Genomic DNA, 21,876 nt, shown 5'->3' on the forward strand with positions numbered 1-21,876 from the left:
GGATATTCAAGACATGCAAGATCAGAACAAGAACCTGATCCTGGCCACGGCGCTGAGCTTTCTGGTCATCCTTGTATGGTTCATGCTGTTCCCGCCCCCCGATCCGACCATTGACCCCAACGCCCCCGCAACGGTCGAAACCCAAGCCGGCGCGAGCGGTGTCGATATGGCGCTTGCCCCGCCGGCCGCCGGGGGCGATGGCGCCACCCCGGCCGAGGGCGGCGCCCCTGCCGTTACCCAAGCCACCGCCCCCCGTGTGCCGATCGCCACAGCCGAGGTCGAAGGCTCGATCTCGCTGATCGGGGGCCGGATCGACGATCTGTCGTTGCGCGGCTATTTCGAAACGCTCGACGAAGGCAGCCCCATCGTGCGCCTGCTGTCGCCCGTCGGCACCGAAGACCCCTATTATGCGCTCTATGGCTGGGCCCCCGGCGGCGATCTTGGCTTTGATCAGGTGCCCGGCGCCAACACCGAATGGCGCATCGAACAGGGCGAGACCCTGACGCCCGATACCCCGGTCACGCTGGTCTGGGACAATGGCAACGGCCTGATTTTCCGCCGGATCGTGGCAATCGATCAGAATTTCATGTTCACGGTGACCCAATCGGTTGAAAACACCGGTGCGGGCGCCGTGCGCCTTGCGCCCTATGGGATCGTGGCACGCCACGGCCTGCCCGATGATCTGCAGAATTTCTTCATCCTGCACGAAGGTGTGGTGCGCAAGGTCGATGGGCAGCTGGACGAGCTGGGCTATGACGATGTCACCGATCTTGATGTCGTGGCCCGTGAAGCCGCCGCCGCCGAGGTGGTGGAGGTCGCTGAAAACGGCTGGATCGGCTTTACCGACAAATACTGGATGACCACGTTGATCCCCGGCGCGGCGCAGCCCTTCACTTCGGTCACCAAATACGTTGCATCGGCCGACATCTATCAGACCGAGGCCCGTCTGCCCGCGATGACGGTCGAACCCGGACAGACGGCACAAGTGACCACGCGTCTGTTCGCGGGGGCCAAGGAATGGGAAACCATCCGCACCTATCAAGACGAGGGCGGCATCGACCGCTTTATCGACTCGATCGACTGGGGCTGGTTCTATTTCCTGACCAAGCCGATGTTCTGGCTCTTGCACACGCTTAACGTCACGATCGGCAACATGGGTCTGGCGATCATCGCGCTGACCGTGATCGTCAAGGCAGCGCTCTTTCCCTTGGCCTACAAATCCTATGCCTCCATGGCGCGGATGCGCGAATTGCAACCGCAGATGGAAAAGATCAAGGAACGCGTGGGCGACGACCGCCAGAAGATGCAGCAAGAGATGATGGATCTCTACAAGCGCGAAAAGGTGAACCCGGCGTCGGGCTGCCTGCCGATCCTGTTGCAGATTCCGATCTTTTTCTCGCTCTACAAGGTGATCTTTGTCACGCTGGAATTGCGCCATGCGCCGTTCTTTGGCTGGCTCAACGACCTGTCGATGCCTGACAGCTCGTCGACGTTCAACCTGTTTGGGCTGTTGCCTTGGGCGGCGCCCGAACCCACCAGCATCCTTGCGCTTATCTTTATCGGGGTTCTGCCGATCCTTTTGGGCATTTCGATGTGGTTGCAGCAAAAGCTGAACCCGCAGCCGACCGACCCGACACAGGCCGCGATATTCGCATGGCTGCCTTGGGTCTTCATGTTCATGCTGGGCGGCTTTGCCAGCGGTCTTCTGGTCTACTGGATCGCCAACAACATGATCACCTTCGCGCAGCAATACATCATCATGAAGCGCCACGGCTACACCCCCGACCTGTTCGGCAATATCCGCGGCAGCTTTCAGCGGAAAAAGCCCGCGGGCAAATGAACGGGCACCTCGCCCAGATCTGGCGCCATCCGATCAAGGGCATCGGGGCGGAACGGCTCGATCATGTGGGCCTGCATCCTGATCGCCCCCTGCCGCTTGACCGCGCATGGGCCGTGCTGGAAGAAGGCGGCGAGGCTGCCGAGGGCTGGCGCGCCTGTCGCAATTTTGTGCGCGGGGCCAAGGGCGCGTCGCTGATGGCGGTGCGCGCCCGCGTCGAGGGCGATGGGGTCCATCTGTTCCATCCTGACCGGCCTGATCTGTTCGTGATACCGGGCACGCCCGAGGCGTCGGCGGCCCTGATCGCCTGGCTCAGGCCCATTTACCCCGCCGATCGCCGACCGCCTGCGGCCCTGGTCAAGGCACCGCCCACGGGCATGTCGGACGTGCCCTATGCATCGGTCGCGGTGCTCAACCTTGCCTCGCTGCGTGCGCTGTCCGAAAGGCTGGGCCAAAGCCTCGACCCGCGGCGCTTTCGCGGCAATCTCTGGCTCGATGGTCTGGAACCTTGGGCCGAATTCGATCTGGTCGGCAAGCGGCTTCGCATCGGCGAGGCCGAGCTTGAAGGCATCGAGCGCATCACCCGCTGCCGCGCGACCGAGGCCAACCCCGAGACCGGCCAGCGCGACGCAGCCACGCTTGCCGCGCTCGAGGCTGGCTGGGGGCACAGCGATTTCGGCTTTTACGCCATGGTCCGCCGCGCGGGCCGCGTGGCCACTGGTGACAAGGTAACCCGCATATGACCGCCCTGCCCTTTCCGCTGGCCCCGGACCCCGATGACATCACCGCCGAGGTGGGCCGCAAGCTGTTTGCGGGCGGGGCCGAGTTTCTCAAGGGCGTCGTGGCGATGGATGGCCTGCCGCCGGCAGACCGGATCGAGGTCTGTTTTGCCGGGCGCTCGAATGTGGGAAAATCGACGCTGATCAACGCCTTGACCGGGCGACGCGCGCTGGCGCGGGCGTCAAACACGCCGGGGCGGACGCAGGAAATCAACTTCTTCACCCTCAGTGACCAATACTATCTCGTGGATCTTCCCGGCTATGGCTATGCCGAGGCGCCGGTGGCGGTGGTCGAGAAATGGCAAAGATTGCTCAAGGCCTATCTGTCGGGTCGTGCCACGCTGCGCCGGGCCTTTGTGCTGATCGACATGCGTCACGGGGCCAAGCAGGTGGACGAGGACATCATGAAGCTGCTCGACGGGGCGGCGGTGCCCTTTCAGGTGGTGATGACCAAATCCGACAAGGTGCGCCAGAATGACCGCGACGCGGCGCTGGCACGCACCCGCAGCGCCTTGGCCAAACATCCGGCCGCCTTCCCTGAGATCATCTTGACCTCTTCGGAAATCGGCGAAGGCATTCCCACGCTGCGCGCCACCATCGCCGGCATGTCCTGACACAATCGGCGCCACCTTTCGCCAAATACGCGATGCACCGCTTCACAGCGAGCGCGCGCTGTCCTATGCATCGCCCAAGTCAGCCAAGGGCCCCCAAATGAAACAAAGAGACATGACCCGCGATCACCTTGCCGTCGCCCGCACGCTGAGCGAGGCGCTTCCCTATCTTCAGCGCTTCAACGATGCGATCGTGGTCGTCAAATTTGGCGGCAACGCCATGGGTGATGACGAGACGATGACCAGTTTCGCGCGCGATATCGTGCTGCTGCGGCAGGTGGGGGTGAACCCGGTCGTGGTTCATGGCGGCGGGCCGATGATCAACGAGCTGCTGGACAAGCTTGGCATCCAATCCGAATTCATCGACGGCAAACGCGTCACCGATGCGGCCACGGTCGAGGTGGTGGAAATGGTCCTGTCGGGCCTTGTGAACAAGCGGATCGTGCAGGCGATCAATGAGCAGGGCGGCAAGGCGGTGGGGCTGTCGGGCAAGGATGCCTCGCTCATGATCTGCGAGCCGGCGGATGCGAAATTCGGCTTTGTCGGTGAGCCCGTCGAGATCAATCCAGCGGTCATCAAGAACCTGTTCGAGGACGACATGATCCCCGTGATCGCCCCCGTCGGCGTGGGTCGCAAGGGTGAGACCTTCAATGTCAATGGCGACACGGCCGCAGGGGCGATTGCCGCAGCCCTCAAGGCTGACCGCTTGTTGCTCTTGACGAATGTGTCGGGCGTCAAGAATGCACAAGGCGAGCTTGTGACCGAACTCAAGGCCGCCGAAGTCGAGGAGATGACCCGCGCGGGCGTCATCTCGGGCGGCATGATCCCCAAGACCGAAACCGCGATCGCGGCGGTGCGGGGTGGGGTCCGGGCGTGCACCATCGTGGATGGGCGGGTGGCCAATGCGGTGCTGCTGGAACTGTTCACGGAACATGGCGCAGGCTCGATGATCCGGGCCTGAGGCCCGATCACAGGGCGTACACAGGCCGTACACATCACGTACAGCGGGCATGAGGACGGGCAAGGATGACCCTGGAGGAGATCGAGGCCCGCCTTGCCGCCCATCACATGGCCATCTTTGGCGGCTTTCACCCCCGACCCGAGGACGGCGCGCCCAACGGATGCCAAACGCTTGTGCTGCTCGGCCCGCGCGAGCCGGGCTTTTGGGACCATGTCAACGCGCAGGCCGAATTCGACGATGGCGCGCCCGATCCGCTGGATCGCTGGTCGCGCCGGGTGATCGGGCGGCTCGCCTGCGATCTGGGGGGCAAGGCGCTGTTTCCCTTTGGCGGGCCGCCCCATCGCCCCTTTATCGCCTGGGCCATTGCCACGGGCCGGGCGTGGTCCAGCCCCGTGGGGCTGCTGGTGCATGATCAGGCGGGGTTGATGGTATCCTATCGGGGGGCGCTGGCGCTGCCTGAGCGGGTCGCCTTGCCCCCCACACCGCAGCAAGCGCCCTGCACCCCCTGCCCCCGGCCCTGCGTGACCGCCTGCCCGGTGGGCGCGCTGGACGCCACCACCTATGACGTGGCGGCCTGCCACGCCTTTCTTGACACGCAGGACGGGCGGGATTGCCTTGATCAGGGCTGCCGGGCGCGCCGTGCCTGTCCGGTGAGCGAGACATACGGCCGCCGCCCAGCGCAATCGGCGTTTCACATGCGGAGTTTTCACCCATGACGCTGCGCCTGATCCTGACCCGCCATGCGAAATCCGGTTGGGATGACCCGGAACTCAGCGATCATGACCGTCCGCTCAACGACCGCGGGCGCGGTGACGCGCCAAGGATCGGGGCTTGGCTGCGCCACAACGGCTATCTGCCGGATGCGGCACTGGTGTCATCTGCCCGCCGGACGCAAGAGACATGGGAACGGCTGTCGCCGGAACTGGGCGGGGCCATTGCGATGCACAGCCTGCCCAGCCTGTACCATGCCGAGGCAGAGACGATCCTTGCACATCTGAAGGCGCAAAGCGCGCCGAGGATCATGGTGATCGGACACAACCCCGGCATCGGGGACTGCGCCCGCCGTCTGGTGGATGCGCCGCCGGCGCATCCGCGTTTTCTGGATTATCCGACCTGCGCCACGCTTGTCGCCGAGTTTGCGGGACAGGACTGGTCGGCGCTGGACTGGTGGTCGGGGCGGGTGGTCGATTTCGTGGTGCCGCGCGACCTGTAGGAGGGGGCGCAAAACCCGGGTTTTGCGCACGGGAAAACCCGGGTTTTCCCGTGCGTTTTCCGCTCCGGAAAACGCCCCCCTTGCCCAGCCTCAATGCCCGAGGATCTGGCTCAAAAACAGCTTGGTCCGGTCGTTCTGCGGGGTGTTGAAAAACGCCTTGGGTTCGTTTTGCTCGATGATCTGACCCTGATCCATGAAGATCACCCGGTTGGCCACGGCCTGGGCAAAGCCCATCTCATGGGTGACACAGATCATCGTCATGCCGTCTTCGGCAAGCTGGATCATCGTGTCGAGCACTTCCTTGATCATCTCGGGGTCGAGCGCCGAGGTGGGTTCATCAAACAGCATGATGCGCGGGCGCATGCACAGCGATCGGGCGATCGCCACGCGCTGTTGCTGACCACCGGACAATTGGCCGGGATATTTCAGCGCCTGCTCGGGGATCTTGACCTTTTCAAGGAAATACATCGCCGTTTCCTCGGCCTCGCGCTTGGGCACCTTGCGCACCCAGATCGGCGCCAGCGTGCAATTCTCGAGGATGCTCAGATGCGGAAACAGGTTGAAGTGCTGGAACACCATGCCCACCTCGGAGCGCACCTTGTCGATGTTCTTGAGGTCGGTCGACAGTGTCGTGCCATCGACCGTGATCTTGCCCTTCTGATGTTCTTCCAGCGCGTTGATACAGCGGATCAGCGTGGATTTGCCCGACCCTGACGGGCCGCAGACGACGATGCGCTCGCCCCGGTTCACGGTCAGGTTGATATCGCGCAGCACATGAAACGTGCCGTACCACTTGTTCATGTCGGTAATGTCGATGGCGATCTCATCGGAGACCTTCATCTGCGAGCGGTTGATCTGGCGGTCCTCGATGGAGGTCTGAAGCTCACTCATCGGATGGTCTCCCTAGCGGTGGTCTGTCTGAAGCTTGCGCTCCAGATACATGGAATAGCGGGACATGAAGAAGCAGAAGGTAAAGAACAGCAGGGCCACAAAGATATAGAGTTCCCAGTAGATGCCGTTCCATTCGGGCGTGGCGCGGATCGCGTTGGTCAGGCCAAGCGGGTCGCGCAGGCCGACGAACACCACCAGCGTGGTGTCCTTGAACAGGCCGATGAAGGTGTTGACGATGCCGGGGATCGAGACTTTCAGCGCCTGCGGCAAGACGATCAACTGCATGGATTTCCAGTAATCGAGGCCAAGGCTGTCGGCGGCCTCGTACTGGCCTTTGGGAAGGGCTGCCAGCCCACCCCGCACCACCTCGGCGATATAGGCCGAGGCAAAGAGCGTCACCAGAATGATCACCCGCAACAGCGCGTCAAACGACGAACCCGGCGGCAGGAAGTATTTCAGCAGTGTCGAGGCCACAAACAGCCACACGATCAACGGAACGCCCCGGATCACCTCGATGAAGGTGACGCAGACCCAGCGGATAAAGGGCATGGTCGATTGGCGGCCCAGCGCCAGCAAGATGCCGATGGGCAAAGACAGCACGATGCCCGAGGTGCCGATGATGATCGCCAGCATGAAGCCGCCGAACTGGTCGGACGGGATCGCCGGAAGCCCCAAGGGCATCAGCGCATCCAGCACGCCCTTTGCATGCGGAAACAGCGGAAACAGCCCCGTGTGACCGATCACACCCAAGGGATTGAGAAAGATCATGAAAAATGCGGCCACGACCGCCAAGGCACCCGCCAGCAGGCCAAGACGGGCCGACACCAGGCGCCCGATGTAGAGCGCGGCCACAAGCCCCAGCGCCACCGTCGCCGGGCCCCAGACCGATCCGCCCCAGAACAGGAAGACGGCAACGAAGGGATAGGCCAGCGAGACCCACAGCAAGCCGCGTGGCAAGCTGGCATAAAGGATCGGGGCCACCGCCACGACAAGCAGCACAACCGCAAGCAACGGGCGCCAGTAGCCAAAGAAAAAGATGGTCAGATTGCTGAGGTCGGCCTTCATCGCGTTGACGAATTCGATGCGCGCGGTCGCATTGGACCCCGCCCCGAACACCGCCTCGAGCCCGCCTGCGGCAGCCAGCGGTTCGGCATGAAACACGCTTGCCAGCAGCCGGTCATCGGTCGGGTAGAAGCCGAACAAAAGCTGCAACCAGCGCTCGTTGATCACCGCCCAGCAGGCCGCCGTTTCCAGCCCGCGCGCATCGCGGATTTCGCGGCATTCGTTCAGCGAGCTTGCACCCCAGACACCATTCAGCGTCCAGGGCATGACCGAGGCCAGAACGCTCCAGATCAGATATACCGAAAGCAGGGTCAGCAAGGTGTTGGTCAGGGATGAAAACAGATTCTCACGCATCCAGCGCAGCACGCCGGCCTGACCGGGCGGCGGCGGCGCGGGTGCAATGATGTCGCGGCGGACAAAGGCGATCGATGATGGGCCGCTCATCTCACCGCTCCTTCAGTTTGACGCCGGAATTGTAGTAATTCATCAGCGACGAGATGATCAGGCTGACGATCAGATAGAAGGTGCCCAAAAGCAAGATACCCTCGATCTCGCGGCCGGTCTGGTTGATGGTGATGCCGCCCAGGGTCGAGCGGACATCCATGTAGCCCACAGCCAGCGCCAGCGACGAGTTCTTGGTCAGGTTCAGAAACTGCGAGATCAGCGGCGGAATGATCACGCGCAGCGCCTGTGGCAAGATCACCAGCTGCATGGTGCGGTTGGGCTGCATGCCCAGCGCAAAGGCGGCTTCGGTCTGGCCGCGCGAGACAGCCAAGATGCCCGAGCGCACGATTTCCGCGATGAAGGCCGATGTGTAGAGCGACAAGGCCAGCCACAGCGCGATCAGCGAATTGCGGATCTGAATGCCGCCCACAAAATTGAAGCCGCCCAGCGCCGGGTAATCCAGCGTGATCGGGCGGCCCAGCACAAAAAACACCAGCAAAGTCGGCAAGAAGAACAGCGCCAGCGACAGGCGCACCACGGGGAGTTGCTGGCCGGTCTGTTCTTGCCGTTTGCGCGCGACACGGCGCAGGATGAAAATCGCCGCGAGGGACAGCAAGAAGACGGCCAGGACAAGGCCCGAGCCTTCGCCCCAGACGGGCTTGGGCACGAAAACGCCACGGTTCGAGATGGCGACGCTGTCCCACAAGATCATGGAGGCGCCGCCACCTTCGCGGAAATCGCGCGGTTGGGGCGTCGCCTCGGTCATCACGGCAAACACGATCAGGATCCAGATCAGAAGCGGCGTGTTGCGCATCGCCTCGACGTAGAAGGTCATGATGCCCGAGACGACGAAATTCTTCGACAAGCGCAAGACGCCCGCCAGAACACCGATCACGGTGGCAAGGATGCAGCCCATGAAGGCCACGACCAACGTGTTGAGAATGCCCACCAAGGCCGCGCGCGCGTGGGTGTCTTGCGACGAAAAGGGGATGATCTGCTGGTTGATGTCATACCCGGCAGTCGTCCACAGGAATGCAAAGCTGAAATCCTTGCCCAAGGCGGCGAGGTTCTGGACGGTGTTGTCCACCAGCCAGGCCAGCGACAGCATCAGCAACATGGCCGCGACCACCTGAATGGTCAGCGATCTGTAGCGCGCGTCATACAGCAGCTGGCTGAGGCGAAAGCCGTCGCGCGGCGGGAGGGTCACTTCGGCCATGCGCACTCCACAGGAAATAAGAAACGGTCTGATCAGCCGAATGCCGAGCAGAACGGATTGGAATCATGTTCGAAAAGCGGCGAAAGATGGGGTCCGGGCAAGGCCCGGACCCCGGTCTTTACAAGATCACCGGAACGGCGGCGAATAGAGCAGACCGTCTTGGGTCCACTGTGCGTTCAGGCCGCGGGCCAGACCGACGGGGGTATTTTCGCCGATATAGGCTTCGAAGACTTCGCCATAGTTGCCGACGGCCGAAATGATCTGAACCGCCCAGTCCTTGGACAGACCCATCATCGCGCCCAGTTCACCCTCGGTGCCGAGCAGACGGTTGATCTCGGGGTTCATGGTGGGGGCAGCAGCCATTTCCGCCACATTGGCCGAGGTCACGCCGTATTCTTCTGCCGCGATCATCGCGTTCAGCGTCCAGCGGACGATGTCGCCCCATGCGGAGTCACCATGGCGAACCACGGGGCCCAGCGGTTCCTTGGAAACGACTTCCGGCAAGATCACGTGATCGCCGGGGGCTTCAAAGGTGGCGCGGGTTGCGGCCAGACCGGAAATGTCGGTCGTGTAGACGTCGCAGGCACCGGCAAGGTATTGCTGCTGGCCTTCGGCGTTGGTGGCGACCGGAACCGGCTCGTAGCTGATGGCGTTGACGCGGAAGAAGTCGGCAAGGTTCAGTTCGGTCGTGGTGCCGGTCTGGATGCAGACGGTCGCACCATCAAGCTCGCGCGCCGAAGACACGCCCAGATCGGAGCGGACCATGAAGCCCTGACCGTCATAGTAGTTCACGCCAACGAAATCGAGCTTGAGGTCGGTATCGCGCGAGAAGGTCCAGGTCGAATTGCGGACCAGAACGTCAACCTCACCGGCGGCCAGCGCCGTAAAGCGGGTCTGGCTGGTCAGGGGCACGAATTCAACGGCCTGTGCATCGCCCAGAACGGCAACGGCGATGGCACGGCAGAGCGAAACGTCAAAGCCCTGCATGTTGCCGTTGGCATCGGGTGAAGCAAAGCCAGCCAAGCCTTCGTTGGAGCCGCACTTGAGCGAGCCGCGCGCCTGAACCTGCTCCATCGTCGACTGCGCCGACGCGATCCCGGCTGTCAAGCCAGCTACCGCAAGCGTGCCGAGTAGAATGGATTTCTTCATGTTAACCTCTTCCTGATGGACCGCCCCCAGGGCCGTCGTTTTGAACCCCAAAGGGCTTTGGCAAGTGTTCGTGGATGTCTGTGTCTACCCACCGGCGTTAACTTGGGCAAAAGGCACGCTGCAGGTCAAGGCCCGCGAACGCGCTTATCGCAGGGTCAAGTCACTAATTTTGGCATTTGGCGGTCCAATCGCCCGAATTTACCGCAATTCATGTTTGAAATCATCACGGGCATGTCCGTCGGCCGCCGACATGCCCCAGAATGCCCTTGCCTGCAAGAAAGCCGAACGCTTGCTTTCGGCGATGGCTGCGGCCTCATCATCATGGCCCCACTGGGCAATCTGCCAGTCTTCATCGATTCGGGACAGCGACCATGCCCTATCGGGGGCAATGTCCCCCGCCGCCGTCGCCAGACCAAGGATCAGCGACCCGGAAATCGCCACCAGATCATGCAGCGCCGTGAGGTGGAATTCATCGAGGCCCGCGACATGCGCGCCCAGCACCGCAAGCGCTTGTGGTGGCTGTGCCACGGGCAAGATGCCCTTGGTCGGCACCAGCCGCACGCCATGGGACCGTTCGGCCCAATCGAGCATCGGATCCCAGGCATCGGCCTGAAGCCGGGCCAAGACCTCGGGCGTTTCGGCGCGGTGGCAGATCAGATCGGTTTCGGCATAGGCGCCCAGCATCGCGGCCACCTCGGCCCGTTGGGGGCGAACGCGCTCGATCGCCGAATTGGCCGCGCGCGTCACAGGCATGCTCAGCGGCTCGATCACGCCATCTTGCGCGGCCCATTCCGCAGCCACCGCGTGCGCCATGGCACGGCTGGGCACGGTCAGCGCGATTTTCCCCGGTGTCATGACGCGGCGGGCATCCAGTTGCACGCCATAGCCGCCATCGGTCTCGATCACCGAGACATCGGTCCAGAACCGTCTTGCTGTCCATCCACCTGTCATGACGCCGGACATATCCGGTCAAGCGCCACGGGCAATGCGTCAAAGCTGTGCAAGATGTCACAGGCCCCCGCCGCGGTCAGGGCCTCGGCCGGGTGATAGCCCCATGCGACGCCCAGCGTCTTGATGCCAGCCGCCCGGCCCATGTCGATGTCATAGGTCGTGTCGCCAAGGATCACCGACCGCGCCGGGTCGGTGCCGCTGTCGCGCAAACAGGCCGCCACCATCGACGGGTGCGGCTTGGAGGGGTGGTCATCGGCGGTCTGAACCGACTGGAACAACCCGCGCAGATCGTGCAGATCAAGGATATGGTCCATGCCCCGGCGCGATTTGCCGGTGGCGATGGCCAGAAGCGTGTGGTCCTGCCCGGCCAGCGCTTGCAGCGCCGCCAACGCGCCCGGGAACAGCGGCGACAGCGCGGCGCCATCAGGGCCGCGACGCAGGCCGGCAAAGGCATCCTTGTAGGCTGTGACCAGACCGGGCTGTTGGTCGGGGTGATCCGGGGCAAGCCGCGCCATGGCGACAGGCAGGGACAGGCCGACGATCAAGAGCGTCGCGGCGCGCGGCGGCGCGGGCAGACCATGGGCAGAAAAGGCCGCATCCATCGCGGCCAGAATATGGGCCTGACTGTCGATCAGCGTGCCATCGACATCAAAGATCACCAGCCGCAGATCGGTCACACCGGATCCTCGAACGGATCGGCAGGCACATCGGCCGCCCGCCATTCCAGCTGATCCCATGTGCGCTGCATGTGATCGGGCAAAGGTGCGGTAAAGCTCAGACGCTTGCCCGTGACAGGGTGCGTCATGGTGATGGAGCGGGCATGCAGATGCAGCTTGCGGCTGATCTCGCCCCCCAGTTGGGCGCCCCAGCCATCGCCAAGGTTTTCCTGACCCGAGCCACCATATTTGCCGTCGCCCACAACCGGATGACCGATCGCGGCCATATGCGCGCGCAGCTGGTGCGTGCGCCCGGTGATGGGAACCAGCGCGACCCAGGCCGTGCGCGTGCCAAGCGCCGACAGCACCGCGTAATCGGTATGGGCATGCTTTGCCCCCTCGGTGGTATCGACATCCTTGGGGGCGACGATCTGCATCTTTTCGCCTTCGCCACCCTTGCCATGACCGGGTGCCTTGACCAGACCGTAGCGGATCGTGCCCATGCGCGGTTGCGGCACGCCTGCGGTCACGGCCCAATAGATCTTGCGCGTGTCGCGGGCGCGGAACGCCTTGGTCAGCGCATCGGCGGCCGCCCGCGTGCGCGCCAGAAGCAAGACACCGGACGTGTCCTTGTCCAGCCGATGCACCAGACGCGGCTTTTCGGGCAGATCAAAGCACAAGGCTTCGGCCAGACCATCGACATGGCGGCTGTGGCCCGAGCCGCCTTGCGTGGGCAGGCCCGCAGGTTTGTTCAGCACGATGAGGTGATCGTCGCGCCAGAGCACAGCGTCGCGCATCATCTGGGCATCGGCCTCGGCGATGCGGGGGGGCGGCGCGAAGGTGTCGGGTGCTGCCTCATCGGGCAAGGGCGGAATGCGGATCGTCTGGCCCGCTTCGATCCGGGTGGCGGGCTTGGCGCGTGCGCCGTCGATGCGGATCTCGCCCTTGCGGCACATCTTTTCGATGCGGCCCTGCGGGATATGGGGAAACTGGCGGCGAAACCAGCGATCAAGGCGCTGATCGCCATCGGCTTGGGCCACGGTCAGGGATTGAACACCGCTCATCAAAAGCTCCGGCCAAGGGCGAGGCCGAACATCAGCGCCGCGAGGGAAAGGGTCACATTGGCCAGCACATAGATCGCAGCCAGCCCCAGCGCACCACGCTCGTAAAGCGCGACCGCCTCGAGCGAAAAGGCGGAAAAGGTGGTGAACCCACCCAGAATGCCGGTCACGACAAGAGGCGAGAGATGCAAGACCCCACGCTGCGCGGCGAGGCCTACGAACAGGCCCGCCAGAGCCGAGCCCAGCACATTGACCGTCAGCACGCCCAAGGGCATCGGCGTGGCCCCGAAAAGCCGCAAGATCCCGATGCCGGTGAGGTATCGGAGAACGGCACCGACGGCACCGCCAAGGGCGACCTGAAGAATGGCTGTCATGGGCGGGTGATGATTTGGCCGTCGTGGCAAGTCAATGGGGCATGTCAGGCAGCCAAGCGCGGGGGGGCGAAAAACGCACGTTTTTCGCACGGGAAAACCGGGGTTTTCCCGTGCGTTTTCCTTGCGGAAAACGCGCTACCCCCTGCGTTTGGCGCGAAGACCCGCGAACCAGTCGATCCGCTTTTTCAACTCGCGCTCATGGCCGCGTTCGACGGGCACATAGAATTGCGGACGCGCCATGGTGTCGGGGAAATAGTTCTGGCCCGAAAACCCATCCTCGGCATCATGATCATAGGCATAGCCCGCGCCATAGCCCTGATCCTTCATCAACTTGGTGGGCGCGTTCAGGATATGCCGGGGCGGCGGGGCTGACCCGGTCGATCTGGCCGATGCGCGCGCAGCCTTGTAGGCGACATAGGCCGCGTTGGATTTCGGCGCCAGCGCCAGATAGAGCACCGCCTGCGCCAGTGCCAATTCCCCCTCGGGGCTGCCCAGCCGCTCATAGGTGGCCCAGGCGTCAAGGCATTGGCGCTGCGCGCCGGGATCGGCAAGGCCGACATCCTCGATGGCCATGCGGGTGATGCGGCGCGCCAGAAAGCGCGGATCTTCGCCACCCTCGAGCATGCGCGCCAGCCAGTAAAGTGCTGCGTCAGGGTCCGAGCCGCGCACCGACTTGTGCAGGGCCGAGATCAGATTGTAATGCCCCTCGCCCGATTTGTCGTAAAGCGCGGCGCGCCGTTGCAGGCGTTGGCCCAACGCCTCGGCGCCCAGTGGCGCGTCCAGCTTCCACGCCGCGACCTGTTCCACCAGATTGAGCAGCGCGCGCCCATCGCCATCGGCCATCACACACAAGGCCAAGCGCGCATCGGGGGCAAGCGGCAGGGGATGGTCGAATTCCACCTCGGCCTGGGCGATCAGGCGGTCGAGCGCCACCTGATCCAGCCTGTTCAACACCAGGACCTGCGCCCGGCTCATGAGCGCCGCGTTCAACTCGAAGCTGGGGTTTTCGGTGGTGGCGCCAACCAGCAAGATCGTCCCATCCTCCATATGGGGCAAGAACCCGTCTTGCTGTGCCTTGTTGAAGCGGTGGATCTCATCGACGAACAACAGCGTGCCCTGGCCATTGGCATGGCGGATCCGGGCGGCTTCGAACACCTTGCGCAGATCCGGCACGCCGGTGAAAATCGCGCTGATCTGGACAAAATGCAGGCTTGTCTCTTGTGCCAGGAGCCGCGCGATCGTGGTCTTGCCCACGCCGGGCGGACCCCACAGAACAAGCGAGGACAGCGCGCCCGCATCCAGCATGATCCTGAGCGCGCCCTGCGCGCCCAGGAGGTGATCTTGCCCGATCACATCGGCCAGACGGCTGGGGCGCAGCCGGTCCGCCAAGGGACGGGGGGCTTTCGACCGGGCGGCATCGGGGCCGGATGGGGGCGTGTCGAACAGGTCCATGATGCCAAGGCTAGCGCTCTTGGCGCGGCTGCGCCAGATCGCGTGGTTCAGTGCATCTTGGAGGCCATCGAAACGAAATAGCAGCGATGCGCGACGCCGCCGAACTTCATCAGCGGGCCGGCAGGCTCCATGTCGATCCCGAGGCGGCGGCCCAGACGCGGCACGGCAATCGGCAAAAGCCCGATCAGCGTGGAGGCGCCCAATTCGCGCGCCGAGCGCACCATATGGCCCATCAGCGACAGCTGCACCTCGTGGCGGATATCGGTCGCCACGCCTTCGGCCACGAACAGGCGATTGGCGTCCCAGATGTGATCGGCAATCGGGGCGGTATCGTCGAGCAGATTGGCCGGGATCGAGTCCAGCAGGCCGCGCTGCGCGTCGCGCACCATGTAGGAATACACGCCACAGCGCGCGGTGGTGGGCGTCAGCCGCACGCCCGCCAGCACACGGTCGCCCGCATGCACACAGACCCAGCGGCTTTGCGCGGTGTCGTATTGGTCGAACTCCATCCCGTCGGCAGTGGGCAATTCCCAATGCATGCCCTCGATGAAGGTGCGGTGGCGCGCGCGCAGCATGTTGGAAAACAGCGCCCCATGCTGGTGCAGATTGGCGAAAGACAGTGTCGTCCTTTGCATAAGAAAACTCCCATTGTTGGCCGGTCGCAAATACGCCGCACCGCGGGGGTTCCCCTGTTGCTCAGCTGTCAGTACCGTCTCAGATCAATCCGTATTCCCTTGCGCGCTGAACGGCTTCGGCCGTCGTACGCGCCATAAGCTTTTGCCTGGCCGAGGTCAGGCGCGCTTTGAAGGCACTTTCGGATATACCCAGACGGGCGGCGGCAGCTGCATGGCGGTCCCCATCCGCGATGCATCTCAATGCGTCGGCCTGCGGGCGCGACAGGCGCGCGGGCGGCTCGGACAGATCATGCATGCGCTGCACGATCCGATAGATATGCTCCATCTCGTCATCGGTGAATTCGCGGTCCGGGCGCGCGGCCCCCGCGATGGTGCGCGATGACATGGGCCCCATGGCGGCAATCATGCCATAGGCGAGCCCGTATTGGGCGGCCTCGGACAACAGACCGAACGGATCGGGCAGGCCGATCTGCGACCAGCGCCGCGTTCCCAAATGACTGAGCCCCCAGGCCAGCGTGGGATCGCGCAGCCCATAGACCTTGGCAGTATACACTTCCTGCCAGGCCTCGGGATAGGTGTTGACCATGATGAGCGGCGAGACATAGCGGATGTGCAGCCCAACGGCGAATCCCGCCGGGGCCGCAATCGCCATCTCATTGAGCAAAAGCTCGATTACTGGTACTTTAGACATAAAAACCTATCCAAAAGGTCATGGCTTTTTAGACAGGTTGTCAGAATTCCGGTCAACCGTATTCTCGCAGCCTGTAAAGGTATCTTTGTGTGTTGGTAAGCCGAATGGACGAAAAGGTCGATCCAGGTCTTTTTACGCGTCTCATGCGGTTGTCGCCGACCACGCGCAAGGACCTACTTGAGTATCTTGGCCAAGGGCCGGTGTCGTCACGCGCCATGCTTGACCCGCTGATGCGCAAGGATGCCACGCCGCCGCCACAAACCATACCCGAGAAGTGATCAAGACGAAAACGCCCCCGCTTTGGTGCAGGGGCGCTGGGGGGTGATTTCACCAAAGGCTCCGTGGCAAGAGCGCGCCGGACGCAATGACCCTGTGACGGATCACTCTTCGGCGGTGGCTTCGGTCTCAAGCCGGGCGCGGTCGGCGGCACCCTTGGCATCCAGATCGCGATCGACGAATTCGATGATGGCCATGGGCGCCATGTCGCCATAACGAAAGCCCGCTTTCAGGACGCGCACATAGCCACCCTGACGCTCGGCATAGCGGGGGCCAAGGATATCGAACAGCTTGGCCACATAGGCATCTTGCTTGAGTTGCGACGCGGCCTGACGGCGGGCGTGCAAATCGCCGCGCTTGCCCAGCGTGATCAGCTTTTCGATGATCGGACGCAATTCCTTGGCCTTGGGCAGGGTTGTCTTGATCTGCTCATGTTCGATGAGCGAACCGGCCATGTTGGCAAACATCGCCTTGCGATGTTCATGGGTCCGGTTGAGGCGGCGGTATCCGCTGGCGTGGCGCATGGGTCAGTCTCCATTCACATTTTGCTTTGTCCGGAGGCCCGTGCGTGCAGACCTCTCACCTATTGGGGCGGAATTGCCCGGGGTCGGGTTGGGGGCCCAAGCCCCCGCCCCATCAAAAGTTGTCTTCGTATTTCTTGGCCAGTTCCTCGATGTTGTCTGGCGGCCAATCGACGATATCCATGCCCAGATGCAGGCCCATGCCCGAGAGCACTTCCTTGATCTCGTTGAGCGACTTGCGACCAAAGTTCGGAGTGCGCAGCATCTCGGCTTCGGTTTTCTGGATCAGGTCGCCGATATAGACGATGTTGTCGTTCTTGAGGCAGTTGGCCGAACGCACCGACAGTTCCAGTTCATCGACCTTCTTGAGCAGGAGCGGGTTGAACTCCAGATCATCGTCGGCTTCGGCGCGACCAGCGGCCTCGGGTTCGTCAAAGTTGACGAAGATCGAAAGCTGGTCTTGCAGGATGCGGGCGGCATAGGCCACGGCGTCATCGGGCGACAGCGAACCATCGGTTTCCAGCTTGAGCGTGAGCTTGTCGTAATCGAGAACCTGCCCTTCGCGGGTCGGCTGCACCTCATAGGAGACCTTCTTGATCGGCGAAAAGATCGCGTCGATCGGCATCAGGCCGATGGGGGCATCCTCGGGGCGGTTCTTGTCGGCCGAGACATAGCCCTTGCCGCTGTTGACCGTCAGCTCCATGTACAGCGTCGCGCCATCATCGAGGTGGCAGATCACGTGATCCTTGTTCAGGATCTCGATTCCGGCGCTTTCGGAGATGTCACCCGCCTTGACGACCCGAGGGCCCTTGGCGGAAACCGACACGCGCTTGGGGCCGTCGACATCCATGCGGATGGCCACGCCCTTGAGGTTGAGCACGATGTCGGTGACGTCTTCGCGCACACCGGGGACCGATGAGAACTCGTGCAGGACACCGTCGATCTGGACCGAGGTGATGGCCGCGCCCTGAAGCGAGCTCATCAATACGCGCCGCAGCGCGTTGCCGAGCGTCAGGCCAAAGCCACGCTCCAGAGGTTCGGCGATCACGGTCGCCTTGCGGGCCGGGTCGGTGCCGGGCTGAACGACAAGCTGGGTTGGCTTGATCAGTTCTTGCCAGTTTTTGTGGATCATGCGTCGCCTCCATTCTTGTGTCGGGGGGGATCCGCCCCAGACACGCTCGAGGGTAAAATGACGTCAGCGGGCCGCGCCGAACGCGCAACCCGCCGGAGAGTGTCTTGTGCTCAGACGCGACGGCGCTTGGGCGGACGGCAACCATTGTGGGCAATCGGGGTCACGTCGCGAATGGACGTGATCTGAAAGCCGCAGGCCGCAAGAGCGCGCAATGCGCTTTCACGCCCCGAACCCGGGCCCTGCACCTCGACCTCAAGGGTCTTGACGCCGTGTTCTTGTGCTTTCTTTCCGGCGTCTTCGGCAGCCATCTGGGCCGCAAAGGGCGTCGATTTACGGCTGCCCTTGAAGCCCATGGTGCCGGCCGAGGACCAGGCAATCGCATTGCCCTGAACGTCGGAAATCAGGATCTTGGTGTTGTTGAACGAGGAATTCACATGAGCAACGCCAGCGGCGATGTTCTTGGAGACCTTGCGCTTGGCGGGACGACGATCGCGTGCCATGAAACCAGCCCTCCCTTATTTCTTCTTGCCGGCGATGGCCTTTGCGGGGCCCTTGCGCGTGCGTGCGTTGGTGTGGGTGCGCTGACCGCGAACGGGCAGGTTGCGGCGATGACGCAGGCCACGGTAGCAGCCAAGGTCCATCAGACGTTTGATGTTCATCGTGGTTTCGCGGCGCAAATCGCCTTCGACGGTGTAGTTGGCGTCGATATGTTCGCGGATTTGCAACACTTCGCTGTCGGACAGCTGGTTGACGCGGCGGGCCTGGTCGATGCCGACGGCGTCACAGATGGCTTTTGCGGAGGTCGGGCCGATGCCCGTGATATAGGTCAGCGCGATCGGAACGCGCTTCGAAGTGGGGATGTTCACCCCTGCGATACGTGCCAAGGTTTTCTCGTCCTATGCGTTGCGGGCCCGTCGTGCCAGGCCCTTTTTTCACAACCAAGGGCCCTTGGCCGCAACGGCCACAGAACCCTGACTTTCCGGTCGAAAGCGGGCGGTCAGACACCGCCCGGATTTCGTGATTCCCAAAGGGAAGCCGCCGTGTAGGCGCATTTGACAGGTGCGTCAAGGGCAGCAGCCCCCGCCCCCGCCGCGCATCCCCCACGGATCAACCCAGGATGGCCGCAATCTCAGTTGCAACCACGTCGATATCAGCCAGACCATCGACGCCCTTGAGCAAGCCCTTGGCATGGTAATAGCCGATCAGCGGCGATGTCTGCTTGTAATAGGCCATCAGCCGGGTCTTGAGGCTTTCGGCATTGTCATCGGCGCGCACAGGCTGGCCTGCGGCGCGGGCGTCTTCGGCGCGGCCGACGATGCGACCCACCAGAACCTCGTCATTCACGCGCAGCTCGATCGCCGCGTCGATGCCCTGACCCAGTTCGGACAGCAACGCACCCAGCGCATCGGCTTGCGCCAGTGTTCGCGGAAAGCCGTCAAAGATGAAGCCCGAGCCGCCCTGTTCCAGCTTTTCGCGGATCAGGCCGATGACGATCTCGTCGGTGACGAGTTGCCCCGTTGCCATCACCTCGGCCACGCGGCGGCCCATCTCGCTGCCCGAGGCCTGTGCCTCGCGCAGCATGTCGCCGGTGGACAGCTGCACCAAGCCGCGTGCTTCGGTCAGGATCCGCGCTTGCGTGCCCTTGCCCGCGCCCGGGGGCCCCAGAAGAATGATGTTCGTCACGCTCATCTCCGCTCAGGGCCCTTGCGGGGCTTGGTTCCGGCGCCCTTGCGGCCGCGCAGTTGCGATTTTTCGATCAGCCCCTCGTATTGATGGGCCAGAAGATGGCTTTGAATTTGCTGCACCGTATCCATGCCGACAGACACGATGATCAGGATCGAGGTGCCGCCGAAATAGGCCGTGATGGCAAGGTTCGTGCGCACGATCTCTGGCATCAGACAGACCAGCGCCAGATAGGCCGCCCCCAGGACCAACAGGCGGTTCACCACATATTCCAGATACTCGGACGTTTTCTTGCCGGGACGGATGCCGGGAACAAAGCCGTTCTGGTTCTTGAGGTTATCGGCCACGTCATCGGTCTTGAAGGCCACGTTGAGCGTGTAGAAATAGGTGAAAAAGACGATCATGCCTGCGAAAAACAGCAAGTAAAGCGGCTGACCGGGGCCGAAATTGGCCAAGATCCACCCCATCACGGGCCCCGCCGATTCCCCGCCCGAAAAGGTCGTCAACGTGGTGGGCAGCAGCAACAGCGACGAGGCAAAGATCGCGGGGATCACGCCGGCCGGGTTCACCTTGACCGGCAGATGGCTGGAGCCGCCATCATAGACCTTCATCCCCACCTGACGGCGCGGATACTGGATATGGATCTTGCGCAGGCTGCGTTCCATGAACACCACGAAAAACAGCGTGCCGATCAGCATGACGATGACGCCAAGGATCGCGGGCGTGCTCAGCGCACCAGACCGGCCTGATTCAAAGAACTGGGCCAGTGCGGCGGGGATTTCCGCGATGATGCCCACGAAGATGATCAGCGAAATGCCGTTGCCGATGCCGCGCTGGGTGATCTGTTCGCCCAGCCACATCAGGAACATGGTGCCACCGACCAGCGTGATCACACAGGCCGCGCGGAAAAACCAGCCGGGGTCCGAGGCAAGCCCGCCCGATTCCATTGAAACCGCAAGGCCATAGGCCTGTGCGGTGGCCAGCACCACGGTGCCGTAACGGGTATATTGGTTGAGCTTCTTGCGCCCTGCCTCACCCTCTTTCTTGAGCTGCTCCATCGCGGGCACCATCGCCGCCATGAGCTGCACGATGATCGAGGCCGAGATGTAGGGCATGATGCCCAAGGCAAACACACCCATCCGCGACAGTGCGCCGCCGGTGAACATGTTAAGCACGCCGCCCAGACCGGCCGCTGCCTGATCGAAAAACGCCCGCAGTTCGACACCATCGATCCCGGGAACCGGGATATAGGTGCCGATGCGGTAGATGATCAGAAGGCCAAGAGTGAACCAGATGCGCTGGCGCAGTTCGGTCGCTTTGCCGAATGCCCCCCAGCTCATGTTCGCGGCCATTTGCTCCGCTGCTGATGCCATGGCGCCTCTCTCATGGGCAATGCGCCGCAGAAACCGGGTTTGGCGGTCCTGCGGCGCGAAAAATCCTGATGACTATGTAGGACGTACCAGCACGACCCACAAGCGTCGGGGGGCCGCAGCCCCCCGTGCAAGATCACTCGGCCGCAGCGGCCGTTGTGGTTGTCAGGCTACCACCGGCTTTTTCCACCGCTTCGACCGCGGCGCGCGATGCGCCGGTGACAGCGATGGTCAGCTTGGCGGTGACATCGCCCTTGGCCAAGACGCGGATCCCGTCAAGCTTGCGGCGCACCAGACCCGAGGCGACCAGAGCGTCTTCGGTGATTGCGACGCTGGCGTCGATCTTGCCTGCTTCGACGAATTTCGCGATCAGGCCCAGATTGACGACCGCGAATTTCTTGCGGTTGGGCTTGGTGAAGCCCCGCTTGGGCAGGCGCTGATACAGCGGCATCTGTCCGCCTTCATAGGCGTTGATGGCCACACCCGAACGGGATTTCTGACCCTTGATACCACGGCCGGCGGTCTTGCCCTTGCCCGAACCGGGGCCGCGGGCAACGCGCTTGGCTTTCTTGGTGGCACCGGGATTGTCCCGGAGTTCATGCAGTTTCATGTCGCGTCTCCTTTTGACCGGATGCGGTCTGCCTGCGACGGGCGGACCAACCTCGGCATGTCGATGATGGGCGGGCGGGCAGCGACCCATGGCCACTGCCCGCGCCGGGGCTTAGCCCCGTTCTTCGATGATCTCGACCAGATGCGGGATCTTGGCGACCATCCCACGGACCGAGGGCGTATCCTCAAGCTCGCGGGTCCTGTGCATCTTGTTCAGCCCCAGCCCGATCAGGGTGCGGCGCTGGATGTCGGGGCGGCGTGCAGCCGATCCGATCTGTTTGACAACGATCGTCTTTGCCATG

Annotated in this window: 26 protein-coding genes; 7 read left to right on the plus strand and 19 right to left on the minus strand. The window is 63.1% G+C overall.

What is annotated here, in order from left to right; translation table 11 throughout:
• Positions 1-13 precede the first annotated feature (13 nt).
• The 6 genes from yidC to Q0094_RS07340 all read left to right on the plus strand — a co-directional run bounded on the left by yidC (position 14) and on the right by Q0094_RS07340 (position 5,401).
• Complete coding sequence (gene yidC / locus Q0094_RS07315) at positions 14-1,840, plus strand: membrane protein insertase YidC (RefSeq protein WP_297617178.1); 1,827 nt, start codon at positions 14-16, stop codon at positions 1,838-1,840.
• Positions 1,837-2,580: an MOSC domain-containing protein gene (locus tag Q0094_RS07320; protein WP_297617064.1), complete on the plus strand. Its 744-nt coding sequence runs from the start codon at positions 1,837-1,839 to the stop codon at positions 2,578-2,580. Before yidC ends, Q0094_RS07320 begins: the two co-directional genes overlap by 4 nt.
• Positions 2,577-3,230: a ribosome biogenesis GTP-binding protein YihA/YsxC gene (yihA, locus tag Q0094_RS07325; protein ID WP_297617067.1), complete on the plus strand. Its 654-nt coding sequence runs from the start codon at positions 2,577-2,579 to the stop codon at positions 3,228-3,230. Before Q0094_RS07320 ends, yihA begins: the two co-directional genes overlap by 4 nt.
• A 97-nt stretch (positions 3,231-3,327) precedes the next feature.
• Positions 3,328-4,188 (plus strand): acetylglutamate kinase, encoded by an 861-nt coding sequence (gene argB, locus Q0094_RS07330; RefSeq protein ID WP_297617070.1) that lies wholly within the window; start codon positions 3,328-3,330, stop codon positions 4,186-4,188.
• Positions 4,189-4,253: 65 nt separating this feature from the next.
• The gene (locus Q0094_RS07335; protein WP_297617073.1) at positions 4,254-4,904 is read left to right on the plus strand and encodes a ferredoxin; all 651 of its coding nucleotides are present in this window, start codon (positions 4,254-4,256) and stop codon (positions 4,902-4,904) included.
• Entirely contained in the window at positions 4,901-5,401 is a 501-nt protein-coding gene (locus Q0094_RS07340) for a histidine phosphatase family protein (protein WP_297617076.1), read from the plus strand. The genes Q0094_RS07335 and Q0094_RS07340 overlap by 4 nt, the downstream gene beginning before the upstream one ends.
• 90 nt (positions 5,402-5,491) lie before the next feature.
• On the opposite strand, the gene Q0094_RS07345 is transcribed toward Q0094_RS07340, so the two are convergent.
• From Q0094_RS07345 to Q0094_RS07395, 11 genes are all read right to left on the minus strand, one after another.
• Complete coding sequence (locus Q0094_RS07345) at positions 5,492-6,292, minus strand: amino acid ABC transporter ATP-binding protein (protein WP_297617079.1); 801 nt, start codon at positions 6,290-6,292, stop codon at positions 5,492-5,494.
• A gap of 12 nt (positions 6,293-6,304) precedes the next feature.
• A complete protein-coding gene (locus tag Q0094_RS07350) occupies positions 6,305-7,798 on the minus strand; it encodes an amino acid ABC transporter permease (RefSeq protein WP_297617082.1) in 1,494 nt (497 codons plus the stop codon).
• Between the two features lies 1 nt (position 7,799).
• Complete coding sequence (locus Q0094_RS07355) at positions 7,800-9,014, minus strand: ABC transporter permease subunit (RefSeq protein WP_297617085.1); 1,215 nt, start codon at positions 9,012-9,014, stop codon at positions 7,800-7,802.
• A 126-nt stretch (positions 9,015-9,140) separates the two neighbouring features.
• Entirely contained in the window at positions 9,141-10,163 is a 1,023-nt protein-coding gene (locus Q0094_RS07360) for an amino acid ABC transporter substrate-binding protein (protein ID WP_297617088.1), read from the minus strand.
• Between the two features lie 198 nt (positions 10,164-10,361).
• Complete coding sequence (locus Q0094_RS07365) at positions 10,362-11,114, minus strand: ATP12 family chaperone protein (protein WP_297617091.1); 753 nt, start codon at positions 11,112-11,114, stop codon at positions 10,362-10,364.
• Positions 11,111-11,791, minus strand: coding sequence for an HAD-IA family hydrolase (locus Q0094_RS07370; RefSeq protein WP_297617094.1), 681 nt, complete (start codon positions 11,789-11,791; stop codon positions 11,111-11,113). Before Q0094_RS07370 ends, Q0094_RS07365 begins: the two co-directional genes overlap by 4 nt.
• Positions 11,788-12,834 (minus strand): RluA family pseudouridine synthase, encoded by a 1,047-nt coding sequence (locus Q0094_RS07375; RefSeq protein ID WP_297617097.1) that lies wholly within the window; start codon positions 12,832-12,834, stop codon positions 11,788-11,790. Before Q0094_RS07375 ends, Q0094_RS07370 begins: the two co-directional genes overlap by 4 nt.
• Positions 12,834-13,205 (minus strand): fluoride efflux transporter CrcB, encoded by a 372-nt coding sequence (gene crcB, locus Q0094_RS07380; protein WP_297617100.1) that lies wholly within the window; start codon positions 13,203-13,205, stop codon positions 12,834-12,836. The genes Q0094_RS07375 and crcB overlap by 1 nt, the downstream gene beginning before the upstream one ends.
• Before the next feature lie 135 nt (positions 13,206-13,340).
• Positions 13,341-14,660 (minus strand): replication-associated recombination protein A, encoded by a 1,320-nt coding sequence (locus Q0094_RS07385; protein WP_297617181.1) that lies wholly within the window; start codon positions 14,658-14,660, stop codon positions 13,341-13,343.
• 44 nt (positions 14,661-14,704) lie between these two features.
• A complete protein-coding gene (locus Q0094_RS07390; protein WP_297617103.1) occupies positions 14,705-15,292 on the minus strand; it encodes an acyl-homoserine-lactone synthase in 588 nt (195 codons plus the stop codon).
• A 79-nt stretch (positions 15,293-15,371) separates the two neighbouring features.
• On the minus strand, positions 15,372-15,983 hold the full coding sequence (locus Q0094_RS07395; protein ID WP_297617106.1) for an autoinducer binding domain-containing protein: 612 nt from the start codon (positions 15,981-15,983) through the stop codon (positions 15,372-15,374).
• 104 nt (positions 15,984-16,087) lie between these two features.
• Here Q0094_RS07395 and Q0094_RS07400 point away from each other — a divergent pair, with 104 nt between their 5' ends.
• The gene (locus tag Q0094_RS07400) at positions 16,088-16,261 is read left to right on the plus strand and encodes a hypothetical protein (RefSeq protein WP_297617109.1); all 174 of its coding nucleotides are present in this window, start codon (positions 16,088-16,090) and stop codon (positions 16,259-16,261) included.
• A gap of 102 nt (positions 16,262-16,363) precedes the next feature.
• Here Q0094_RS07400 and rplQ read toward each other — a convergent pair whose 3' ends face one another.
• The 8 genes from rplQ to rpmD all read right to left on the minus strand — a co-directional run bounded on the left by rplQ (position 16,364) and on the right by rpmD (position 21,875).
• Positions 16,364-16,783 carry a 50S ribosomal protein L17 gene (gene rplQ, locus Q0094_RS07405; RefSeq protein WP_297617113.1) on the minus strand — a complete coding sequence of 140 codons (420 nt, stop codon included), beginning with the start codon at positions 16,781-16,783 and terminating at the stop codon, positions 16,364-16,366.
• A gap of 112 nt (positions 16,784-16,895) precedes the next feature.
• Positions 16,896-17,912 carry a DNA-directed RNA polymerase subunit alpha gene (locus Q0094_RS07410; RefSeq protein ID WP_297617116.1) on the minus strand — a complete coding sequence of 339 codons (1,017 nt, stop codon included), beginning with the start codon at positions 17,910-17,912 and terminating at the stop codon, positions 16,896-16,898.
• A 110-nt stretch (positions 17,913-18,022) separates the two neighbouring features.
• Positions 18,023-18,412, minus strand: a complete 390-nt coding sequence (rpsK, locus tag Q0094_RS07415; protein WP_297617119.1) for a 30S ribosomal protein S11 — start codon at positions 18,410-18,412, stop codon at positions 18,023-18,025.
• Positions 18,413-18,427: 15 nt separating this feature from the next.
• Positions 18,428-18,796 carry a 30S ribosomal protein S13 gene (rpsM, locus tag Q0094_RS07420; protein WP_297617122.1) on the minus strand — a complete coding sequence of 123 codons (369 nt, stop codon included), beginning with the start codon at positions 18,794-18,796 and terminating at the stop codon, positions 18,428-18,430.
• A gap of 223 nt (positions 18,797-19,019) precedes the next feature.
• Entirely contained in the window at positions 19,020-19,601 is a 582-nt protein-coding gene (locus Q0094_RS07425) for an adenylate kinase (RefSeq protein ID WP_297617125.1), read from the minus strand.
• Positions 19,598-20,968, minus strand: a complete 1,371-nt coding sequence (gene secY, locus Q0094_RS07430) for a preprotein translocase subunit SecY (RefSeq protein WP_297617127.1) — start codon at positions 20,966-20,968, stop codon at positions 19,598-19,600. Before secY ends, Q0094_RS07425 begins: the two co-directional genes overlap by 4 nt.
• Before the next feature lie 133 nt (positions 20,969-21,101).
• Positions 21,102-21,575, minus strand: coding sequence for a 50S ribosomal protein L15 (gene rplO, locus Q0094_RS07435; protein WP_297617130.1), 474 nt, complete (start codon positions 21,573-21,575; stop codon positions 21,102-21,104).
• Positions 21,576-21,686: 111 nt separating this feature from the next.
• The gene (gene rpmD, locus Q0094_RS07440; protein ID WP_297617133.1) at positions 21,687-21,875 is read right to left on the minus strand and encodes a 50S ribosomal protein L30; all 189 of its coding nucleotides are present in this window, start codon (positions 21,873-21,875) and stop codon (positions 21,687-21,689) included.
• Position 21,876: the final 1 nt, after the last annotated feature.

It is taken from the genome of uncultured Roseicyclus sp. (assembly GCF_937892565.1).
Taxonomy (GTDB): domain Bacteria; phylum Pseudomonadota; class Alphaproteobacteria; order Rhodobacterales; family Rhodobacteraceae; genus Roseicyclus.